At 38.8% G+C, this 17298-nt stretch carries 31 protein-coding genes and 2 pseudogenes; 19 read left to right on the forward strand and 14 right to left on the reverse strand.

From position 1 onward, the window contains the following. Window positions 1-231: 231 nt before the first annotated feature. Window positions 232-555, reverse strand: coding sequence for a hypothetical protein (locus tag KUH03_RS41230; RefSeq protein ID WP_257090382.1), 324 nt, complete (start codon window positions 553-555; stop codon window positions 232-234). A 124-nt stretch (window positions 556-679) separates the two neighbouring features. Here KUH03_RS41230 and KUH03_RS41235 point away from each other — a divergent pair, with 124 nt between their 5' ends. Then, window positions 680-1147 (forward strand): HAD domain-containing protein, encoded by a 468-nt coding sequence (locus KUH03_RS41235; RefSeq protein WP_257090383.1) that lies wholly within the window; start codon window positions 680-682, stop codon window positions 1145-1147. Between the two features lie 2 nt (window positions 1148-1149). On the opposite strand, the gene KUH03_RS41240 is transcribed toward KUH03_RS41235, so the two are convergent. The 4 genes from KUH03_RS41240 to KUH03_RS41255 form a co-directional block, all read right to left on the reverse strand. Further along, window positions 1150-1368: a hypothetical protein gene (locus KUH03_RS41240; RefSeq protein WP_257090384.1), complete on the reverse strand. Its 219-nt coding sequence runs from the start codon at window positions 1366-1368 to the stop codon at window positions 1150-1152. A 105-nt stretch (window positions 1369-1473) separates the two neighbouring features. After that, window positions 1474-1617: a hypothetical protein gene (locus KUH03_RS41245; RefSeq protein WP_257090385.1), complete on the reverse strand. Its 144-nt coding sequence runs from the start codon at window positions 1615-1617 to the stop codon at window positions 1474-1476. Then, window positions 1614-2243 carry a tRNA(His) guanylyltransferase Thg1 family protein gene (locus KUH03_RS41250; protein ID WP_257090387.1) on the reverse strand — a complete coding sequence of 210 codons (630 nt, stop codon included), beginning with the start codon at window positions 2241-2243 and terminating at the stop codon, window positions 1614-1616. The genes KUH03_RS41245 and KUH03_RS41250 overlap by 4 nt, the downstream gene beginning before the upstream one ends. Further along, the gene (locus tag KUH03_RS41255) at window positions 2233-2661 is read right to left on the reverse strand and encodes a hypothetical protein (protein WP_257090388.1); all 429 of its coding nucleotides are present in this window, start codon (window positions 2659-2661) and stop codon (window positions 2233-2235) included. Before KUH03_RS41255 ends, KUH03_RS41250 begins: the two co-directional genes overlap by 11 nt. Window positions 2662-2992: 331 nt before the next feature. Between KUH03_RS41255 and KUH03_RS41260 the strand changes: the two genes are divergently transcribed. The 5 genes and pseudogenes from KUH03_RS41260 to KUH03_RS49975 all read left to right on the forward strand — a co-directional run bounded on the left by KUH03_RS41260 (window position 2993) and on the right by KUH03_RS49975 (window position 5184). Continuing rightward, on the forward strand, window positions 2993-3553 hold the full coding sequence (locus tag KUH03_RS41260; RefSeq protein WP_257090389.1) for a hypothetical protein: 561 nt from the start codon (window positions 2993-2995) through the stop codon (window positions 3551-3553). Beyond that, a complete protein-coding gene (locus KUH03_RS41265) occupies window positions 3550-3738 on the forward strand; it encodes a hypothetical protein (RefSeq protein WP_257090390.1) in 189 nt (62 codons plus the stop codon). The genes KUH03_RS41260 and KUH03_RS41265 overlap by 4 nt, the downstream gene beginning before the upstream one ends. Window positions 3739-3860: 122 nt before the next feature. After that, on the forward strand, window positions 3861-4067 hold the full coding sequence (locus tag KUH03_RS41270; protein WP_257090391.1) for a hypothetical protein: 207 nt from the start codon (window positions 3861-3863) through the stop codon (window positions 4065-4067). Then, window positions 4010-4447 (forward strand): Crp/Fnr family transcriptional regulator, encoded by a 438-nt coding sequence (locus KUH03_RS41275; RefSeq protein ID WP_257097823.1) that lies wholly within the window; start codon window positions 4010-4012, stop codon window positions 4445-4447. The genes KUH03_RS41270 and KUH03_RS41275 overlap by 58 nt, the downstream gene beginning before the upstream one ends. Window positions 4448-4663: 216 nt before the next feature. Next, window positions 4664-5184: pseudogene (locus tag KUH03_RS49975) on the forward strand (MBL fold metallo-hydrolase). Window positions 5185-5401: 217 nt separating this feature from the next. On the opposite strand, the gene KUH03_RS41285 reads toward KUH03_RS49975, so the two are convergent. From KUH03_RS41285 to KUH03_RS47545, 4 genes are read right to left on the reverse strand one after another with little or no spacing between them, the layout of a single operon-like run. Then, entirely contained in the window at window positions 5402-5719 is a 318-nt protein-coding gene (locus tag KUH03_RS41285; protein WP_257090394.1) for a nuclear transport factor 2 family protein, read from the reverse strand. Between the two features lie 21 nt (window positions 5720-5740). Then, complete coding sequence (locus KUH03_RS47535) at window positions 5741-6076, reverse strand: SDR family oxidoreductase (RefSeq protein WP_306429336.1); 336 nt, start codon at window positions 6074-6076, stop codon at window positions 5741-5743. Then, window positions 6013-6189, reverse strand: a complete 177-nt coding sequence (locus tag KUH03_RS47540) for a hypothetical protein (RefSeq protein WP_306429337.1) — start codon at window positions 6187-6189, stop codon at window positions 6013-6015. Before KUH03_RS47540 ends, KUH03_RS47535 begins: the two co-directional genes overlap by 64 nt. Before the next feature lie 38 nt (window positions 6190-6227). After that, window positions 6228-6530: an SDR family NAD(P)-dependent oxidoreductase gene (locus KUH03_RS47545; protein ID WP_306429338.1), complete on the reverse strand. Its 303-nt coding sequence runs from the start codon at window positions 6528-6530 to the stop codon at window positions 6228-6230. A gap of 126 nt (window positions 6531-6656) precedes the next feature. Between KUH03_RS47545 and KUH03_RS41295 the strand changes: the two genes are divergently transcribed. Both KUH03_RS41295 and KUH03_RS41300 read left to right on the forward strand, forming a co-directional pair. Next, entirely contained in the window at window positions 6657-6821 is a 165-nt protein-coding gene (locus KUH03_RS41295) for a hypothetical protein (protein ID WP_257090396.1), read from the forward strand. A 46-nt stretch (window positions 6822-6867) separates the two neighbouring features. Continuing rightward, entirely contained in the window at window positions 6868-7020 is a 153-nt protein-coding gene (locus KUH03_RS41300) for a helix-turn-helix domain-containing protein (RefSeq protein ID WP_257097824.1), read from the forward strand. A gap of 277 nt (window positions 7021-7297) precedes the next feature. Here KUH03_RS41300 and KUH03_RS41305 read toward each other — a convergent pair whose 3' ends face one another. Further along, window positions 7298-7549 carry a hypothetical protein gene (locus tag KUH03_RS41305; protein WP_257090397.1) on the reverse strand — a complete coding sequence of 84 codons (252 nt, stop codon included), beginning with the start codon at window positions 7547-7549 and terminating at the stop codon, window positions 7298-7300. A 54-nt stretch (window positions 7550-7603) separates the two neighbouring features. Between KUH03_RS41305 and KUH03_RS41310 the strand changes: the two genes are divergently transcribed. From KUH03_RS41310 to KUH03_RS41330, 6 genes and pseudogenes are all read left to right on the forward strand, one after another. After that, on the forward strand, window positions 7604-8020 hold the full coding sequence (locus KUH03_RS41310) for an amidohydrolase family protein (protein WP_257090398.1): 417 nt from the start codon (window positions 7604-7606) through the stop codon (window positions 8018-8020). Further along, window positions 8014-9332, forward strand: a pseudogene (locus KUH03_RS41315) (amidohydrolase). Before KUH03_RS41310 ends, KUH03_RS41315 begins: the two are co-directional and overlap by 7 nt. 8 nt (window positions 9333-9340) lie before the next feature. Then, complete coding sequence (locus KUH03_RS41320) at window positions 9341-9532, forward strand: hypothetical protein (RefSeq protein ID WP_257090400.1); 192 nt, start codon at window positions 9341-9343, stop codon at window positions 9530-9532. Next, window positions 9529-9951, forward strand: coding sequence for a transporter (locus KUH03_RS49980; protein WP_373564583.1), 423 nt, complete (start codon window positions 9529-9531; stop codon window positions 9949-9951). Before KUH03_RS41320 ends, KUH03_RS49980 begins: the two co-directional genes overlap by 4 nt. Beyond that, the gene (locus tag KUH03_RS41325; RefSeq protein WP_373564903.1) at window positions 9942-10292 is read left to right on the forward strand and encodes a transporter; all 351 of its coding nucleotides are present in this window, start codon (window positions 9942-9944) and stop codon (window positions 10290-10292) included. The genes KUH03_RS49980 and KUH03_RS41325 overlap by 10 nt, the downstream gene beginning before the upstream one ends. Before the next feature lie 120 nt (window positions 10293-10412). Beyond that, window positions 10413-10601 carry an SDR family oxidoreductase gene (locus KUH03_RS41330; protein ID WP_257090402.1) on the forward strand — a complete coding sequence of 63 codons (189 nt, stop codon included), beginning with the start codon at window positions 10413-10415 and terminating at the stop codon, window positions 10599-10601. Window positions 10602-10666: 65 nt separating this feature from the next. Here the strand turns inward: KUH03_RS41330 and KUH03_RS49985 are convergent, their stop codons facing one another. Together KUH03_RS49985 and KUH03_RS41335 are read right to left on the reverse strand one after the other, a co-directional pair. Then, window positions 10667-10906: a helix-turn-helix domain-containing protein gene (locus tag KUH03_RS49985; protein WP_373564904.1), complete on the reverse strand. Its 240-nt coding sequence runs from the start codon at window positions 10904-10906 to the stop codon at window positions 10667-10669. Window positions 10907-11194: 288 nt separating this feature from the next. Further along, window positions 11195-11446, reverse strand: coding sequence for a hypothetical protein (locus KUH03_RS41335; RefSeq protein WP_257090404.1), 252 nt, complete (start codon window positions 11444-11446; stop codon window positions 11195-11197). A 361-nt stretch (window positions 11447-11807) separates the two neighbouring features. On the opposite strand from KUH03_RS41335, the gene KUH03_RS41340 reads away from it, so the two are divergent. From KUH03_RS41340 to KUH03_RS41345, 3 genes are all read left to right on the forward strand, one after another. Beyond that, complete coding sequence (locus KUH03_RS41340) at window positions 11808-12185, forward strand: transposase (RefSeq protein WP_257090406.1); 378 nt, start codon at window positions 11808-11810, stop codon at window positions 12183-12185. A 62-nt stretch (window positions 12186-12247) separates the two neighbouring features. Next, window positions 12248-12382 (forward strand): hypothetical protein, encoded by a 135-nt coding sequence (locus KUH03_RS49990; RefSeq protein WP_373564905.1) that lies wholly within the window; start codon window positions 12248-12250, stop codon window positions 12380-12382. A gap of 5 nt (window positions 12383-12387) precedes the next feature. Beyond that, a complete protein-coding gene (locus KUH03_RS41345; protein ID WP_257090407.1) occupies window positions 12388-13407 on the forward strand; it encodes an NAD(P)/FAD-dependent oxidoreductase in 1020 nt (339 codons plus the stop codon). Window positions 13408-13644: 237 nt separating this feature from the next. Here the strand turns inward: KUH03_RS41345 and KUH03_RS41350 are convergent, their stop codons facing one another. Both KUH03_RS41350 and KUH03_RS41355 read right to left on the reverse strand, forming a co-directional pair. Continuing rightward, window positions 13645-14124, reverse strand: a complete 480-nt coding sequence (locus KUH03_RS41350; protein ID WP_257090409.1) for a GNAT family N-acetyltransferase — start codon at window positions 14122-14124, stop codon at window positions 13645-13647. Window positions 14125-14326: 202 nt separating this feature from the next. Next, window positions 14327-14578: a helix-turn-helix domain-containing protein gene (locus tag KUH03_RS41355; protein ID WP_257090411.1), complete on the reverse strand. Its 252-nt coding sequence runs from the start codon at window positions 14576-14578 to the stop codon at window positions 14327-14329. Between the two features lie 164 nt (window positions 14579-14742). Here KUH03_RS41355 and KUH03_RS41360 point away from each other — a divergent pair, with 164 nt between their 5' ends. Together KUH03_RS41360 and KUH03_RS41365 are read left to right on the forward strand one after the other, a co-directional pair. After that, complete coding sequence (locus KUH03_RS41360) at window positions 14743-16809, forward strand: HAD-IC family P-type ATPase (protein ID WP_257090412.1); 2067 nt, start codon at window positions 14743-14745, stop codon at window positions 16807-16809. Continuing rightward, window positions 16784-17236: a cation-translocating P-type ATPase C-terminal domain-containing protein gene (locus KUH03_RS41365; RefSeq protein WP_257090413.1), complete on the forward strand. Its 453-nt coding sequence runs from the start codon at window positions 16784-16786 to the stop codon at window positions 17234-17236. Before KUH03_RS41360 ends, KUH03_RS41365 begins: the two co-directional genes overlap by 26 nt. Window positions 17237-17298 lie beyond the last annotated feature (62 nt).

The raw sequence follows: 17298 nt of genomic DNA on the forward strand, positions 1-17298 counted from the left end.
CCATTTCTTTAGTGTTTTCTGACTTCTTTCAGATGCCACTGCAATTCTTCAGGAACTAACGCAAAGGCAAAGCTAGAGACCCCAAAATCTTTTGAGAATAATTTCCTATCATTCTGCCAAACTGTTATATGATCCCAATAAGCCAAAAAGAAGGAAATACGATTTTGGCTCTTCTGTTATCAATGGTATCCCAGGATACATTTTGTTTTCTGTACAGATCGGCATCAATATTCATTGACATGATATCTTTAACAACAATGAAATCGGAGGAGTCAAGTTATTTTCCTCCATCATCTGTCTGGTGATGACTTCAATGTTAGGTTCTGTCAACGTATTTGAATACATGCCCAAATCATAGTAAAGTTTATCCGTGTTGTCCACAGCAATTGCGCCAACATAACTGTCGATTCCATTTTGTTTGTCCTGCTGCCATTTATAAGGAACTTCAAGCGTAAATAGACCAAAATCCATTGTCTTTGTGCGAGATGGATCTTTGCACCCAACAACGAGGATAGTGAGGGCCGAAATGTAGAATAGTTTTATGACCTGTTTCATGCTATGGCTTGTGTTTTGAATTTACAAAATTAGGCTGAACTATCAATCTATGGCTAATATTTTTATTATTAAATCGCAAGCCGGTGGAGTGGAAGTGCCAAATTAATTATTAGCTTAGTGCAATATGATTTTCTTTTTAGATATAGACGGTGTCATGGTACATGCCAATCCACATCGGCAAGTAGAGCATGCGACCGATGGTTTTTATGTATTCAGTAGCGCAGCTGTTGAAACATTTAATGCTGTGTTCATCCCTAAAGAAGATCGGGTAATCCTCTCTACCTCGCATCGATTTAAATATAGTTTAGAAGAATGGAAAAAGCTTTTCGCCGCTCGGGGAATTCGAATAGATTCACTTACCTTGTTGGAAGGTGTTGTACAGAAAATCGACCATCGCTATACGCGTAAGGATGAAATACTAGGTCATATTGCGTGTCAAAATATCCGACCGGAGCAAATGATCATTATAGATGATGACAAATCACTAAATGATTTGCCGCAAGTACTAAAGTCAAGGCTAGTATTGACAACTTCTTATATCGGATTGGCGGAAACGGATTTGCCCAATTTGAAGAATATACTCAACCGATAGTTTCAGAAAAAAATAATTTCTTTATTCATTACATCGTCAATTAGAGCCAGTTTTTGATTGAGTTTGTCTTTTTCATTTACTGAATATTCCATCGCATCAATGACAAAATTAGTCTTTGGATCAGCTTGTAAGAAGTTAATCAATGATTGATGATTGATCACAATTAAGTTATTACGTATGGAATCCAAAATAGCGGATTGGCCCACTGCCTCAGATAACATCGGTATTGATACAATTAATAGAAATAGTATCTTACGAATCCAGGAAATTTTCATCGTATTAGTAACAAATAACCACTTTGTAATTTGCACAATCATATTCCTGATTTATAGAATTTCGTACTTTTGAATCAGCTCAGCGATATAACGATTATAAGCGTCGCCCATGGGCAGTTCCATATCGGCGGTCAATTCTCTCCGGGTAACCTCAACTGTTTCGTTTGATAGCGGATTGATGCCTGTTGACTTCACATTCTCCCAATATATTCCGATTCCTCTTTTTGCCAGTGCGGTAGATCATTGAAATTTATGCCATACGTATGCAGCAATTCGTTTTTCATCGAAACACTAAAACCTTCAATTCGTTTGGTAGCTTCATTTTTATTAAGCCCATCTCGCCTTAGATTCCAGTAACAATGTGCATTTAACGCATTTCTGTGTGCATCTTCATTCCGCCATCTGAAATAGTCTTCCACAAGCAGCGAATTGGGCAGTTCGGAAATTCTACAATCGAAAGCAGCGACATCGCCCAGCATTGAGGAGAATTTGGCACTTGCTTCGCCCGCCAAGATAGAAATCAGTTTTCTGGTTTTTCGCCCAAAAGTATTCTCATGCAAGTGGAATAACAACGAGATTTCATCGCTTTCAGTAAATCCATATATGATATTAAACCCGCAGCACATGAGGTGTTTGACTGTTTCGACCATCATATCCCTAAATCTCTCATCGAATGGCGCTTGGAAAGGATGTTTTTCTTTTGTCAGTTTCGTAAAATTCCTACCATCGATCCGTGCGATCATATACATTCCAGGGAGGACCTGCCTGTCCTGATAAGTCTCATAAATACGTAATTTCTTATCTAGATCATCAAACTTCATTTTGCCAGTCTTTTATTATAAATCCTTCTGCATCTAATGACACATAATATAATTTGTCAAAACCTTCATCGAGATCAGGTATTTGTAACTTCTTATGCGTACCGCGAATGCCGATATCAGGAATCCTTTCTTTATTTATCCTCGTACTATTTCTTTCCAGCGAGGACTGCAGGCTAGAGCAAAAGTAGTAGCCGATAACTTTGTATTTATATGCTTTAGCTATTTCAATATACTTTAAGCGATCTAGCCTGGTCGGGTTAGTATTATCTACTACAAAGGCTTGCTGGGTTTCCAAACACGTTTTGATGAATCTATTTTCTTTATTGCGCGTATTGAGGAGATCCATTGAAATTCGAACATGGCTATTAAAATGATTTTCTTGGTAGAAAGAACTCTTTCCGCTCGCTTGGATCCGCAATAAATGATCATTTCCATCTAATAATAACTAAACTTTTCCCATAATGACGCGTCCACTAATAGTAATTTTTAAAGGTTATCTTTTCGCCTTCCATGAAATATGGCTTCCTATTTTGAATTTACAAAACAGGATTTAAAAGACAAAATATATAACTCAGAAGCTATAATATACGTATCCATTTTGTATCTTGATTGAGTATGATTAAACTTGACTCAGTTAAATGGAAGATAAATTTATTTGATTCTGTATTAAGCAATTAATTTACACAGGATTGTTGCAAGTTGAAATTTTCTTTAATTTGTGGCTTTAAAATTTATAATTTCTTCAATTTATGCTTTTCATTTATACGCGTTACGAATACATTCTAGGAAGTAAAGAAATCATTGCAACACTAAAAAACGAGACGAAACCGCAGCGTTTCAATCTCCATATCATTACGCCTGCGACTAAATTTTTAGGATTTCCAGTTGGAGGTGGTTTAGTAAAAATGTCCCGATTAGTAAATCCACAAGGACAGGTTATCCACGCTAGAAACTATTCGCCTGAGATAAAAGAAGAGGTAAAAACATTTAAGAAGACGCTAAAAATTCCATATTTCAAACTATGGAAGGGATATTTGATTATTGCCTCAATAGCAATTGCTGGATCTATTATTTATGGTATTAAACTCAATTCAGATGGCAAAAAATACCGCAACGAAAAAGAAAATCTTGCTAAAGCAGCACAGCAATTGCAAACAGGACAGCTTTATGGCGCTAGTTTTTTTACCGATGTAGAGGGAAATAGCATCCAAGGATTACCAGCTGGTTGGGTCAAAATTATAAGGATAGAAGGCGATACTGTTTTTGTGCAACGTTCTAAAAAATGTCAGATCGTGTTATGTTTGAAATGAAAGATTTAGAATCAATCAAACCCACATCCGATGCAGACTGGAATGATCAGATCGAAAAAATGAATTATCCTTTATTTAAAGAAGCTGCCCGCAATAAAAACTTATCAGGCATAGATTTATTATATATTGGTGAAGGCCACGATACATATTCTGGAGTTATTATGTCGTTTAGAGGTGTTGAATAATTGATTTTGGAAGAACAACAAGAGAAAGAATAGGAGGTATGATAATGTTAAATTTGTACACAGGTGGAGTAAGTAAGCTATAAGTGGTTTGAGAAAAATAAAAAGGACAGATAGAAGATGTAATGACTGACATATTAATAAATTACCTTTCCTCAACAGGAGCGTTCTCAGATGAGGAGATCAGCTTTTCAATACAGTTCTTTAAACCAATTCACCTAAAAAAGGTGAGTTTTTTATTCATGAAAATGAATACTGCAATCATATTGGATTTATCGCTAGTGGTGCTGTCAAAGCCTACGCTATTGACCAGGAAGGAAAAGAAAATATAACTTGCTTCAAATTTGAAAAAGAATTTACAGGCTCTTTTACGGAGTTTGTCATGCAGGAAAAATCCAGAAGAAGTATCCGGGCTGTTGAAGATAGCGTAATCTATAAAATCAGTTATCTTGATTATCAAAATCTGCTTGCTCAGGTGACCACCCTGAATGGTGTTGTAAAATCAGTGATGGAACAGGAGTATAAACAAAAGGAACATTATCTGCTAAACTACAACAATAGGTCGGCTTTGGACAGATACCGTCAGGTTCTTTCTTCCGACCCTGAGCTGGTCCAACGTATATCGGTGCAGGATCTGGCATCTTACCTTGGCATCACACAACGGTCACTTACACGGGCGAAAGGACAAATCTCAAAAATCAAAGTATTATAGGACAAATGTCCTTTTGCTGTAGGGGACGATGGGCTAGATTTGTACGCAAAAAACTATGTCACGTCAAATTGCACCTGAGGTGTTTCAAATCTCTCTCATGCCAAGAAATAGTATCAACTGCTATATTATTGAAGGTGTGCTGGTAGACTCTGGAATCCGAAGTTCTTATAGTACCATAAAAAAGCACTATTGAACATCCCGGTTCATCAACATGTATTGACACATGCGCACGCAGACCATCAAGGCTGTAGCGATCAGATATGCTCAGAATTTGAGCTACCTTTATGCTGTCATCCCCGTGAAATTTTTAAGACCCAAACGGGCCTGGTTACAAAGGACTATCCACGGCCGCAACATTGGATAGCAAAACTTCAACAGCGATATTGGGCGGGGCAGGGACATCAGGTAGATCGCACGATTGCTGAAAATGACTGGGTTGGAAACTTTAGGGTAATTGAAACCCCAGGGCATTCCCCGGACATATTTCTTTATTCCGAGAGCATGATGGTGTACTTATCATCGGCGATGCGGCAACAAATATGAATCTGCTCACGACACTCCCAGGACTGCGGTTACCACCAAATGTCTTCACCTCTGATCAACAGAACAACATCCAATCACTTCAGAAGTTAGCAAAACTCCACCCTTCAATTATCTGCTTCGGGCATGGACCAATGATGCGCAATTCAGAACGAAAATTTGAGCAGTTTGTCGCTAATTGTAGTTATCTATATTAAAAGTATGCGTACAAGGATTCATCGTTCAGCTGGTATTCGAACATTTTCGCGTATTCATCCTATTGAATTAAAAGCCACGTAGGGTAAAAGAATGAGATCATTTCTGTTGATTTTGATGGTGAAGTAGGGTTTCTTGCTAATGGTATCTTCAAGGCTTTGGATATCAAAAAAGCTGGAGTAAATACTTCAGCTTTTTTGAATCTAATTGTTTTAGATTCTATTCAGTAATTTTCAGTGATTGAATAAGCCCATTAGAAAGCTGAAAATGAAATTTTAAAATGACTGGACTTCCAGGAAAAGATCCAGAAATTTCCGCGGATAGCATATTTTCTTTTTCGTCATAATCCAATGGCTCCATTGTAGCACTATATTCCTTATTGGATTTGTCAATCCATTGTTCAATTTCTACTCTTCCGTTATGGGTTTTGCCTTCGTCAAAGACTACCGCGGATTCCGTAAAACATTGTGTATAAGCAGCACTATCGAAATTGTTTTGCCTTTTTACTAACTCGGCGATTACTTTTGGTAAGTTCATATGTTCTATTTTTAAATAATATTAAATTGTTGGTACTGTTCCACCATCGATTATATATTCGGTTCCTGTTAGATAGCTGGCTCTCGGTGAAACAAGGAAACCAACGAGTTCAGCCACCTCTTCAGGTTCAGCGGGTCTTCCGAAAGGGATTCCACCCAATGCGTCCATTACACCTTGTTGCGCTTGCTCCACTGTACTGTTAGCGTTTCTTGCAATTTCGCCCAGCCATGCTTCCGATGCTGTGGTATTGATCCATCCGGGCGAAACAGTAAGTACACGAACCCCTTTCGGTGTCACCTCATTCGATAAACTTTTACTGTAGTTTCGCAGTCCTGCCTTTGCAGCAGCATACGGCAAAGTTGAATCATATAGCGGCAATCTCCCTGAATTGAAGCTATATGGATGATAACGCCTGTTTTCCGATCGATCATTTGCGGTAAAAATCCTCTATCTAGACGAATCGGAGCCAAAAGATTAGCCTGTAGCGTAGATTCCCAATCCTCATCGCTTAGCGCTGCAAACCCGCCTGCAGGGGTTGATGAGCCTCAAGATTGTTTATCAAAATATCCAGTCTCCCATAGTTCGTAAGGATCTCGCTGATTACTTTTTGGGCACCTTCTACTTTACTCAGATCGGAGGCAATGAAATACAGATTAACGTTTTCTCTTTCAGGTGCATTTCTTGCGGTTATAATCACTGTTGCTCCAGCCTGTAGCAGTCTTTCTGCAATTGCTCTTCCGGTACCTTTTGTGCCCCCGGTCACCAAGGCAATCTTGCCTGATAATTCATTATTAAAATTAAATTGTCCCATTTTTACGAATTGTTTATAGGACAAAATTGGGGTATAAAAACAGTTGGCACAAGTACGGAATTACGATTCATATAGGGATAAATTTTCCCCTATTGTGCAATTCGGAACATACCCTAATTTTGGAATATGTATGAGAGAAAAATAATTCCGAATCTGAACTGCGGTCTTGATCTGATCGGTGAAGTTCTTTACGGTAAATGGAAAATACGTTTGCTCTGGTTTATTGAACAGGGATATAAACGACCAAGCGAATTGCAGCGTAAGATTCGGACGCTTCGCGTAGGGTTTTAAATATCCAGTTAAAGGAGTTGGAAGACCACGGATTGATTACAAAAAAATATATCCCGTTGTACCGCCAAAAGTTGAATATAGTCTTACGGATTTCGGCAAGACATTGATTCCGATTATTTCAGCATTGGGACGCTGGGGAGATGAACATGAGGAACTTCTACGTTCGCTGATTTTAAATCGTTTAAAGTCGGAAAGTTGATCATATTCCAGTCAGCTGCCTGCCAATACTATATTTATAGTGTTGCATTTATTTCTGGAGATCTCCAGAAGTAAGTAGGATCGAGCGTAATAACATTGTTTTTAAATATTTATTGCTGCTTTTGTCAAATCCGTTCGGAATTAAAGAAATATACTGCAGATCAGGGTCGGCAGGCCGATATCTACTCTCTGTGTTAAACTGACTCTTATTCGTGCATTGAATCCAATATAAATTCTTGGCCTTATCTCTTGTTTGTTTGGGAGCCATTTTTCTGAAGCTAAGAAAAGAAGGAAAGACCTTCAGGGATATTGGGCTGGCAAAGGAAAAATTGTCCTCCTGCGATAGCATGATAAGTGTAACTGTCCACTTCAATGGCAAGGACGGCACTCATGCCAAGTCTGTTGAAGATTAGAAAATCCAGATGTGTCAAACGATGGCTTGCATATTTTGCTTCATCAGGTTTCAAGAGTGAATAGACGTCGATCAGGCTTCTTAATGGAAAATGGAGGAGCACTGGTTGTGATATCAAGTAAAAACAATTAACTACTTTAAAGGTTATATTATTAAATATTAACCATTTAAAATGAAATCAATTTCAAAATATCTATTTTTTCTTTTACCTATTTTTATTTTAGGATGTAAAAGCAATAAGGATAATGGTGATGTCATCTATTTCGGTGGCAATATCATTACCATGGAAGATAAGTTCCCACAGGTCGAGGCTTTGGTACTTAAAGGTGGAAAGATCATTTTCGTTGGCCCTAGAAACAAAGCGGATGCTTATGTTGGAGGAAATACCGAGAAGGTAGATTTAAAAGGAAAAACATTGCTTCCAGGCTTTATTGATGTGCATGGTCATATTACTTCGCGCGCAGGCATGGAACAAGCTATAGATCTCTCACCAAGTCCATATGGCACAGTGAATTCCATTCCCGACCTTCAGAAGACCTTAAAGCTTCTATTCAGCGTAAAACGCTTGATTCTTCCGTTCCCATTTTAGGAAATGGATACGATGATGCTATTATGAGCGAGCATCGCCACCCGACCCGTAAGGAGTTGGATGCCGTCAGTATGAAAATCCCTATCATTGTCATTCATGCCTCAGGGCACGCCAGCGTAGTCAATAGCCCGATGTTGGAATTATTAGGTATTGCCGAAAACGTCCAAGATCCCGAAGGGGGCATTATGGCAGAGATCCGCATGATAATCGGCTGAATGGCAAACTAGAGGAAAATGCCTCCTTTGCGGCATTAGTAAAATTAACCGAAATGATGCCCAAACCCAAGTCGGTTGACAGTGAGTTATCACAATCCATGAAAGATTTTATCAAAGCGCAGGATGAGTGGCTTAGTTACGGTCAGACGACTATTTGTGATGGACGCTCAATGGGCGTTAGTGTAGGAATGTTGAAAGAAGCGGCCGAAAAGAACCTCTTAAAGGCAGATGTAGTTTATTTTCCCGATTTTGAAGCTAACAAAGCCATGTGGGAATCCTTTAAACCGAACTACATGAAATACATAAAACGGCTAAAATTCGGCGGATTCAAATTTTCAGATGACGGTTCACCACAAGGAAAGACCGCTTGGTTAACAGTACCATACCTGATCCCACCCGAAGGACAATCTGCAGACTACAGAGGTTTTCCGATTTTTTCAGACGAAAATTTATATAACGATCTGAAAACAGTTTTTACAAACCATATTACAGCGCAGCTTCATGTTAATGGCGATGCGGCAATAGATCAGGCACTTCGGGTAATTGGTAGACTGAAAGAAGAAGGACTTTATAAACCCGAGATGAGGGCGACGTTAATTCATGTCCAGAATAGTAGACCAGATCATATCGCCAAAATAAAGGAAATCGGTGTAATACCATCCTATTTCTCTTCACATGTCTATTTATGGGGAGACTGGCATTACCAAAGTGTCTTTGGTCCAAAGGGCAGCATTCATTAGTCCTGCTGCATCGGCAAAAAAGCTGGTATTTTGTTTACAATTCATCATGATAGTCCGGTCACCCCACCGGATCTATTGACAGGAGTTTATGCCGCGGTCAATCGGACAACGCGTTCGGGGATGGTATTGGGGCCAGACGAACGGATAGATGTAATGGATGCATTGAGAGCAATTACGATCAATGCTGCCTATCAGTATCAAGAAGAGAATGAAAAGGGATCTTTGAAAGAAGGAAAATTAGGCGATTTAGTAATTTTAAATGAAAATCCGCTAACAATCGCGCCTCAGAATCTGCGCGATATCAAAGTCATTGAAACCATCAAAGAGGGGAAAACAGTATTTAAAAGAGATAAATGATTCGTGATATGAAAAAGATTTTTTATGTGCTTCTATTTATATTGTCAGGGGTGGAAGTTTATGGTCAGGGGCATTATAACGGTTCATCGTTTAATCCCAACGATTATTTTGCTCCGCATGAAGGGTTTATTATACCAGTCTGGTATGGTTATGCCAATATGAATTATTTCAACGGTCAGGGCAAAAGACAGATCAATTGATTAATCCGGTTCCTGGCAATCCCACGGCTTTGCAAATCGAACAAAAGGTGATCACTCATTCTTTTATCCTGATGGCAATATACGGCGGAAAGGGAAAGATATTGGGCGCTAATTGGGGACTGATGGTTATCCCGACAGTAAACAGTCCTACCGCCAATATTGCCTTGGACTACTATTCGCAGCAGACAGGCCCCGGAAGATATGTTTTTACCAATAAGAGTTTAGGCTTTGGCGACATGTATGTGCAGCCAATCTGGTTATCATGGAAGCAGGGGAAGTTTCAATATGCATTAAATTATGGCCTATGGGCTCCGACTGGCAAATATGAGCATGGTAGTTTAGACAATGGGGGCATGGTTATTGGTCACATAATATACGCGGTGCTCTTAAATATAAGCCAACCTCCAAGATTAATTTAAGTATTGCTCCGACATTAGAAATCAATCAGTGGCAAAAAAATACTGATTTTAAGGAAGGAAGTCATCTTACGTTTGATTTAGGTGGTTCCTATGTACTGAATTCCCGGGGAGACGAAGTGGGACTATTTGGCAATTATTCCAAACAAGTGTCCGATGACAAGGGGACGGAAGGCAGTTTTCTTTCTGACCAGAATGCGGGAATAGGTGCGTTCGGATCCTATTGGCTTGTACCTCATAAAATTGGTATAATGGCTCGAATAACGCAGAATTTTGCGACGGAAAATAGATTTGGTGGGGTTGCCTTTCAAACGGGCGTAAATTTCCTGATACCAGCAAAGTAACTCAAGTTTTTGTACCCGTGGGCGTTCTCCTTGTATATAGTAAAATGGTCTGATTACTAAATCTTACCCTCCACAATTATTCTTCGATGTTCTCTACCCCAGTTAATCATTTCCGAGATTATGACCAAACCAGGATTGGACAAAAAAACATTGGAAGGTCTTGATGAATGGTTAATTAGCGGAATCCCTTTACAGAAAATGGGAACTGCGGAAGATGTTGCCAAAGCTGTTATTTACCTGTCAGATAACAATGTGGCAAGCTTCATGACCGGAACGGAAATCCTTATCGACGGCGGAATGGTTTTATAATTGCGTCGTGCTCTCCTAGGATAAAAAGAGCTACATAATCGATAAGAGTACAAACGAACACTACCTTACCGTCCGACTTTACTTGGCGCCATGCCGAACTTTTTCTTGAATGCTTTACTAAAGTGCTGTAAGGAACAGTAACCCAGTTCAAACGCTATTTCAGTGGCTTGCTTTTTGCCTTCCAATAGATCGTTCTTTGCCAGATCTAAACGTAGGTCAGATAAATAGGAAAAAGCAGTTTGATTAAATATTTCCTTAAACCCTCGTTTTAGCTTATATTCATTAACCCCGCTATTCTCGCCAATTCTATCAACGTTGGGGGCGACTCGATATTCTTAACCAGATAATCACGGGCGTATACAATTCGTTCTTTATCATAATCATGTTTTATGTATTTTGAGGTTGAACCTTGATGATGATTTAAAGACTCTGCTTGCAAGACAAGCAACTCGATGGTTTTCGAAAGAAGAAACAATCTCTTTAACCCACCAGAATAATCACACCTCAAAATCGAACTGATACAGGTTTGTATTGGCAGATCAATATTTAGACTAGAATTGGAGAAAGCAACAGGAGTTCCTGAAACTATTTTATCAGCAAACCGCTTTAAGGATTCGTTTCCATCTTTTGAAATGGTTAAAAAGAATCTTTTGAAATTGCACCATAAATGATTTCATCTGCAAACCATCAAATTTCATTGTACCTTTAGCCTTGGTTCCATAGAATAAATTGTGCTGATTACCATTTAATTCAAAGCAATTGCTCATTCCGTTCTGTACTATTGAAGTTCTTCCTTGCAAATTAAAGTGCATGGTTACCAGTTCTGAATCTCCTTTCCAATCCAATTCTGTCGGTTTATCAAGATCAGTTTCGGAATATAAGATCTTAATACCATCGAAAAGCCATTGTTTAGCAGTTAATTGTCCAAAGGGAATATTCGTTTTAAAGGTATTTTCTTTAAAACCATGACTACCAAAATCATTCTCATCAAAGGCTATTTTAAAAGCTTTTTATCATTTTTCAGTTCAAATCCCATTGTGCCCTAATTTACCAGTTTAACTCCATTTTTGCAAGCGCATTTTTTGATCGCGCGGTACTTTTGTCAAGCGAGATAATGTAAGAAATAAATTTAGATAAATGAGAAATACATATCAATACTCGAAAGCTACCCGATGGTTATTTTATTCAATCTGCGCTTACTTTATTATGAATGGAGCCCAATTATGGGAAACTGCGATAATGGTGCCTGCATGGACAGCAGCTCCACCTTCTTCATTCATCTTTTTTCAAAAACCTTACGGACTGGATTTTAAAATGTTTTGGATAATAACACACGGAATTCATGAAATGGTATTTATTACAGCTTTGATTTTTAACTGGGCGATAAAGAATCGTAGAAGGTTAATGTTACTGGTTCTTGTTGCGCATATTGTTGTTAGGATATGGACATTAACGTATTTCGCGCCTATTATCACGGAATTCCAGCAATTACCATATAGCGATACGCTAGATATATCCTTACAGGAAAAAGCGGCCCAATGGCGCAATTTAAATTATGTGCGAGTCGTCATTTTTTTGCATTGAACTTTTTACTGATATCCGGATTAAAAATAAAAGAGAAAAACAATGAATAAAAAGTACTTATTATCGGTGCCGGAGTAGCTGGGCCCATACTAGCTTTACAACTGAAAAAAATGGGTTTTGATGTTGAATTATTTGAAGCGAGATCAGAAGATAAAGCAAAAGAGGGAGCTTTTTGGGTCTTACACCCAATGGATTGAATGTATTGAAAGAATTTGTTGACTTAAAACTGCTCAAGGAAGATTATACTCCCGGTTCAATGAAGTTTTTCAATTCTAAAGGAAAGCAAATAGCAGAACACGATACGGCCTATCAGAAACAACAATATGGTGTAGAAACAATTCAGATCAAAAGAGCGAACCTCAATAAAAACATTCTATTAGCTGCTAAGGCGGCTGGGATAAAAATATGGTACGACAAAAAATTTGTCAGATATCATGAAGCTAATGAACAGGTAACTGCATATTTTGATGACGGGACAATGGTTGCAGGATATATTATGTTGGCCTGTGACGGAATGTTTTCCGAAGTTAGAAATCAATTATTCCCGAATGCTTCTCTTACTAAGTATACGAAAGTCATTTCTACTGGTGGTTATGGATATGTTCCTGAACTTTCTGAACCGTTGGATTCCATACACATGAACTTTGGTGAAAGGGGATTTTTCGCTTATTCGGTTTCCGACAAAGGTGAAGTTTGGTGGTTTAATAATTATTTTAGAGAACAGGAACCGAAGCCAAAAGAAGTAGAAAAAACATTAAATACCGAAATTCAGGACTATTTGACAAAAATTCATCAGAATGACGATCCTTTATTTTCCAAAATCATCAAAAATAGCCATCAAATTATTGCATATCCTATTTATGATGTGCCTAAACTTTTGCATTGGTATAAAGGCAGGGTGTGTCTTATTGGAGATGCGGCGCACGGTATCTCTCCACATATTGGGCAGGGAGCCTCATTGGCATTGGAAGATACGCTCGTAATTGCTGAATTATTAAAATTAAATTTAGACTATACACAAGCCTTTCAGCTTTTTCAGAGCGCCCGCCAGCCTAGAGTAGAGCGAGTAATAATAAGTGCAAGGAAAATAGGGATGACTAAAACAAAAACTAATCCAATAACGGCTTGGTTTCGTGATACTTTAATCGGTTTTTTTAAAAATCAAATTAAACAACTTGATTGGATTTATGGTTGGACTTTTTCACCAAAAAATAGTGGCTAACGCAATTACTTTAATATTTAAACAGATATTTAGGACTGTAACAATTTTTTGCCGTCAAATAGGCAAGAGTGTCCTCTTCCACAGTTCATTCGATATATATTGTATCCGATAAACTAGCAATCAAAATATTGCTGAATTTCTATATAACCTTCAATTATCCTAAATACCGATGCGTGTAGGATTACGATTGGGTATCAGCTTGACGACGCAAGGGCAAATCAAACGGTGTTTACAACGTTATAAAATTACTTTCCGCAAAATCGTATCATTACCACTCATTTTATACTTTAAAAACCCCATTTTTTCTACCAATCTTATCGCTTTGTGATTTCTCGTTTTGGTAGGTGCAAGGAGAGTCTTTACGTCCAGATTATATTTTGCTAACACAATAAGTAGATCAAAGGCCGATTGCATTAAGCCTTTACCCCAATATTGGGGTAGCAACGATCCGCCAATAACGATTTCCTGATTTTCTTTGTCCCAATGATGTAAAGCACAGTCCCCAATAATCAGTTCTGGGTATTCTAATGGCCTAATCGTATAAATATATTCACATATTGAAATGATACGTTTAGTAAACTCAGCTGCTGTTTCATTTTCCATGAAAGGACTTTCGTCGAAATTAACCGTCAGCTCGGGATGCGAATAGATATTATAGAAGAAATCCGCATCATTTATAGTTAATTCCTTTAATATAACTTTATCGTTGTACATCATAGATTTCCGCCGGGTTAAACCCCTATATATTGGACTAATATCGGAAATTTTACTTTATAGTTGTCTTAGAACCCTAAATCGACTTCTGAGTGGAGTCGATATCCATATGGATTACCTGGCTATTTTGTCAATTCCGATGAGATTGAACAGGATATCAATAAAGCAGGCATTATAAATCTTATTTGGTTTGGATTGTAGCTTGCTAAACCAAATTTTGCAAATGCTTTAAATGCATATGTCCCCATTTACGCATATCGCGGACGATCGGATAAATACTTTCGCCGTATTCTGTTAAGTAATATTCAACTCGTAAAGGAACTTCATTGAAAACCTTTCGGCTAATAATACCATCGGCTTCCAATTCCCTAAGCTGTTTTGCAATTGTCCGTTCACTAATTGTTGGGACTGTCTTTTTCATCTCCGTAAAACGGTTCCTATTTTTCCTTATAAGCATAATTAATCAAAGATGAGCAAATTGCGCTTACATAATTCATTAGATTCATGCTATAACTTTCTAACATCTACTTTATAAAATTAAAATCCTGAAGAACATATTCTGGGAAATAGTGTTTCTTATACAGTCAGTAGATAATCGTTTCTATATTAATCAATTTCTTTATGGCATATAATATCCCAAGTCATCTTAAAGGTCTCAATCAGGACGAAGTAAATCGGGCCAGGGCACAATATGGGTATAACCAGTTGGCGGAAAGCCATAAAAGTACCTGGTTGGAATTGCTAGTTGGAGTTTTAAAAGAGCCTATGCTGATTTTGCTGATCGTTATTTCAATGATCTATTTGATTGTGGGTGACTATGCTGAAGCGTCATTTATGATGGTAGCCATTGTAGCGGTAACAGCGATTTCGTTTTATCAGGACAACCGTAGTAAGAAAGCGTTGGAAGAGCTTGAAAAACTAAATGAGCCCCTGAGTGTGGTCATCCGAGATAGTCAGGTGGTAAAGATTGCTACGCGGGAAATTGTGGTAGGAGACCTCTGTATTACAGAAGAAGGACGCATGATAAATGCTGATGGAATTATAGTGCACAGTAATGATTTTTCTGTCAACGAATCATCGCTCACAGGCGAGAGTTTTTCAGTGTTCAAGGATAGTATGACAACCGATAATTTAGTTTATAGCGGAACAATAACAGTTTCGGGTCTTGCTGTTTTTCAGGTACAAAAGATAGGCAAAGACACACGCGTTGGCAAGATTGGCGAATCCATACGAACGATTAAAGAAGAGATTTCACCTTTACAGGTTCAGATCCGGAAATTTGTTAAAGCTATGGCAATCGTCGGACTTGTTATTTTCCTGCTGGTGTGCCTGTTTAGTTATATGGATAGCCGCAATATCGTAGAGAGCTTGCTCAGTGGACTGACACTGGCGATGTCTGTGCTGCCTGAAGAAATTCCTGTTGCATTTACAACATTTATGGCGCTTGGAGCATGGAAGCTTATGCGCGAGGGCATTATTATAAAGAGGAGCAGTATTGTCGAGACTCTAGGAAGTACGACAGTAATCTGTACAGACAAAACAGGCACTATTACGGCCAACATTATGCAACTAAAACATCTGTATGATTATCGCTCCGATACGGTTTATGTCGAAGGTGAATTTGACGACAAAGCCCTTAATGAACTTATCGACTATGCCATGTGGAGCAGTGAACCTGTGCCTTTTGATCCAATGGAAATCACCTTACATAAGATATACGAAGAAACGCAAAAAAATGATCTGAGAAAGGATTATCAGCTGTTTCATGAATATCCTCTTGAGGGCAGACCGCCAATGATGACACACCTTTTCGAAAATAATGAAAAGGAGCGGATCATAGCGGCTAAAGGCGCACCCGAAGCGATACTTAGCATTTCCCAGCTCTCCGACGCCGACAGAGATAAGATAAGGAGGGTGATTGAAACTTTTGCTCAGCAGGGATATCGGATTCTTGGTGTCGCCAAATCACATTTTGAAGGGAATGACTTCCCCGCAAAACAACAGGATTTTAAATTTGAGTTTTTAGGGCTTACTGTCTTCTATGATCCACCTAAGCAGGGCATAAGGGAGGTCTTTCAGCAGATCTATGCTGCGGGCATTAAAGTAAAGGTGATTACTGGCGATAATGCTGAGACAACAAAAGCGATCGCTTTGCAGGCAGGAATTGTCAATACTACTCCGTCTGTAAATGGCAGTGACATCGTTGGGAATACCGAAGATGAAATTATGGATATCGCTCAACGGACAACGTTATTTACCCGAATGTTTCCCGACGCAAAACTTGCCGTTGTCAATGCGCTGAAAAAGAGAGGAGAGGTTGTGGCCATGCTCGGAGATGGGGTAAATGACGGACCAGCATTGAAAGCAGCGCATATTGGTGTAGCTATGGGAAATAAGGGAACCGAGATCGCGAAATCAGCGGCAGCATTGGTCATCACCAACGATGATCTGCAGAAACTTATCGTCGGCATCGCTGCCGGCCGCCGGATTTATACCAATATCAAAAAGGCTGTGCAGTATATTATTTCCATTCATATTCCCATTATTCTGACTGTATCCTTGCCCTTATTTTTGGGATGGATCTATCCGCAGATATTTACTCCTGTCCATGTGATTTTTCTGGAACTGGCCATGGGGCCTACCTGTTCTATTGTATATGAGAATGAACCTATCGAAAAAACACGATGAATCAGCCACCAAGAGCGATGGGAAGTACTTTTTGAGCATCAACGAACTGGGGATAAGCATCATTCAGGGAATAGCGATCACACTTGGAGTCTTGTTTAGCTATCAGTTTACCGCCCAGCATGGCGGGAGTGAAGAAAAGACAAGGGCGATGGTATTCTGTACTTTGATCTTTGCAAATATACTGTTGAGCTATGCCAACCGTTCTTTCTACTATAGCATAGTCGAAAGCTTTAAGAACCGTAATTTTTTACTGCTAGGAATCTCTTGTGCCGTGCTTATCCTGCTATTTGTCATATTATATTGCAGACCTGTCGCCTCTTTCTTTGAGATCACAGCCCTTAGTGGATCTGAATTGACTACAGCACTCGCCGTTGCCGCTGTATCCGTACTCTGGTTTGAAATTTACAAGCTTATTAGGAGAGCGTAGACATGATTTTTTTAATAATTTAATAGCGTCAATATGTTTATCCAAAGAATCTGTAATAAGTG

The organism is Sphingobacterium sp. E70, assembly GCF_019285695.1.
GTDB classification, from domain to species: Bacteria; Bacteroidota; Bacteroidia; order Sphingobacteriales; family Sphingobacteriaceae; genus Sphingobacterium; species Sphingobacterium detergens.

What these genes read in the sequence shown, in the direction of transcription:
- KUH03_RS41230 (WP_257090382.1), bottom strand. Translation starts at nt 555, where the DNA reads ATGAAACAGGTCATAAAACTATTCTACATTTCGGCCCTCACTATCCTC.
- KUH03_RS41235 (WP_257090383.1), top strand. Translation starts at nt 680, where the DNA reads ATGATTTTCTTTTTAGATATAGACGGTGTCATGGTACATGCCAATCCA.
- KUH03_RS41240 (WP_257090384.1), bottom strand. Translation starts at nt 1,368, where the DNA reads ATGTTATCTGAGGCAGTGGGCCAATCCGCTATTTTGGATTCCATACGT.
- KUH03_RS41250 (WP_257090387.1), bottom strand. Translation starts at nt 2,243, where the DNA reads ATGAAGTTTGATGATCTAGATAAGAAATTACGTATTTATGAGACTTAT.
- KUH03_RS41260 (WP_257090389.1), top strand. Translation starts at nt 2,993, where the DNA reads ATGCTTTTCATTTATACGCGTTACGAATACATTCTAGGAAGTAAAGAA.
- KUH03_RS41265 (WP_257090390.1), top strand. Translation starts at nt 3,550, where the DNA reads ATGAAAGATTTAGAATCAATCAAACCCACATCCGATGCAGACTGGAAT.
- KUH03_RS41270 (WP_257090391.1), top strand. Translation starts at nt 3,861, where the DNA reads ATGACTGACATATTAATAAATTACCTTTCCTCAACAGGAGCGTTCTCA.
- KUH03_RS41285 (WP_257090394.1), bottom strand. Translation starts at nt 5,719, where the DNA reads ATGAACTTACCAAAAGTAATCGCCGAGTTAGTAAAAAGGCAAAACAAT.
- KUH03_RS47545 (WP_306429338.1), bottom strand. Translation starts at nt 6,530, where the DNA reads ATGGGACAATTTAATTTTAATAATGAATTATCAGGCAAGATTGCCTTG.
- KUH03_RS41295 (WP_257090396.1), top strand. Translation starts at nt 6,657, where the DNA reads ATGTATGAGAGAAAAATAATTCCGAATCTGAACTGCGGTCTTGATCTG.
- KUH03_RS41310 (WP_257090398.1), top strand. Translation starts at nt 7,604, where the DNA reads ATGAAATCAATTTCAAAATATCTATTTTTTCTTTTACCTATTTTTATT.
- KUH03_RS41320 (WP_257090400.1), top strand. Translation starts at nt 9,341, where the DNA reads ATGAAAAAGATTTTTTATGTGCTTCTATTTATATTGTCAGGGGTGGAA.
- KUH03_RS41330 (WP_257090402.1), top strand. Translation starts at nt 10,413, where the DNA reads ATGACCAAACCAGGATTGGACAAAAAAACATTGGAAGGTCTTGATGAA.
- KUH03_RS41340 (WP_257090406.1), top strand. Translation starts at nt 11,808, where the DNA reads ATGAATGGAGCCCAATTATGGGAAACTGCGATAATGGTGCCTGCATGG.
- KUH03_RS41350 (WP_257090409.1), bottom strand. Translation starts at nt 14,124, where the DNA reads ATGATGTACAACGATAAAGTTATATTAAAGGAATTAACTATAAATGAT.
- KUH03_RS41355 (WP_257090411.1), bottom strand. Translation starts at nt 14,578, where the DNA reads ATGCTTATAAGGAAAAATAGGAACCGTTTTACGGAGATGAAAAAGACA.
- KUH03_RS41360 (WP_257090412.1), top strand. Translation starts at nt 14,743, where the DNA reads ATGGCATATAATATCCCAAGTCATCTTAAAGGTCTCAATCAGGACGAA.
- KUH03_RS41365 (WP_257090413.1), top strand. Translation starts at nt 16,784, where the DNA reads ATGAACCTATCGAAAAAACACGATGAATCAGCCACCAAGAGCGATGGG.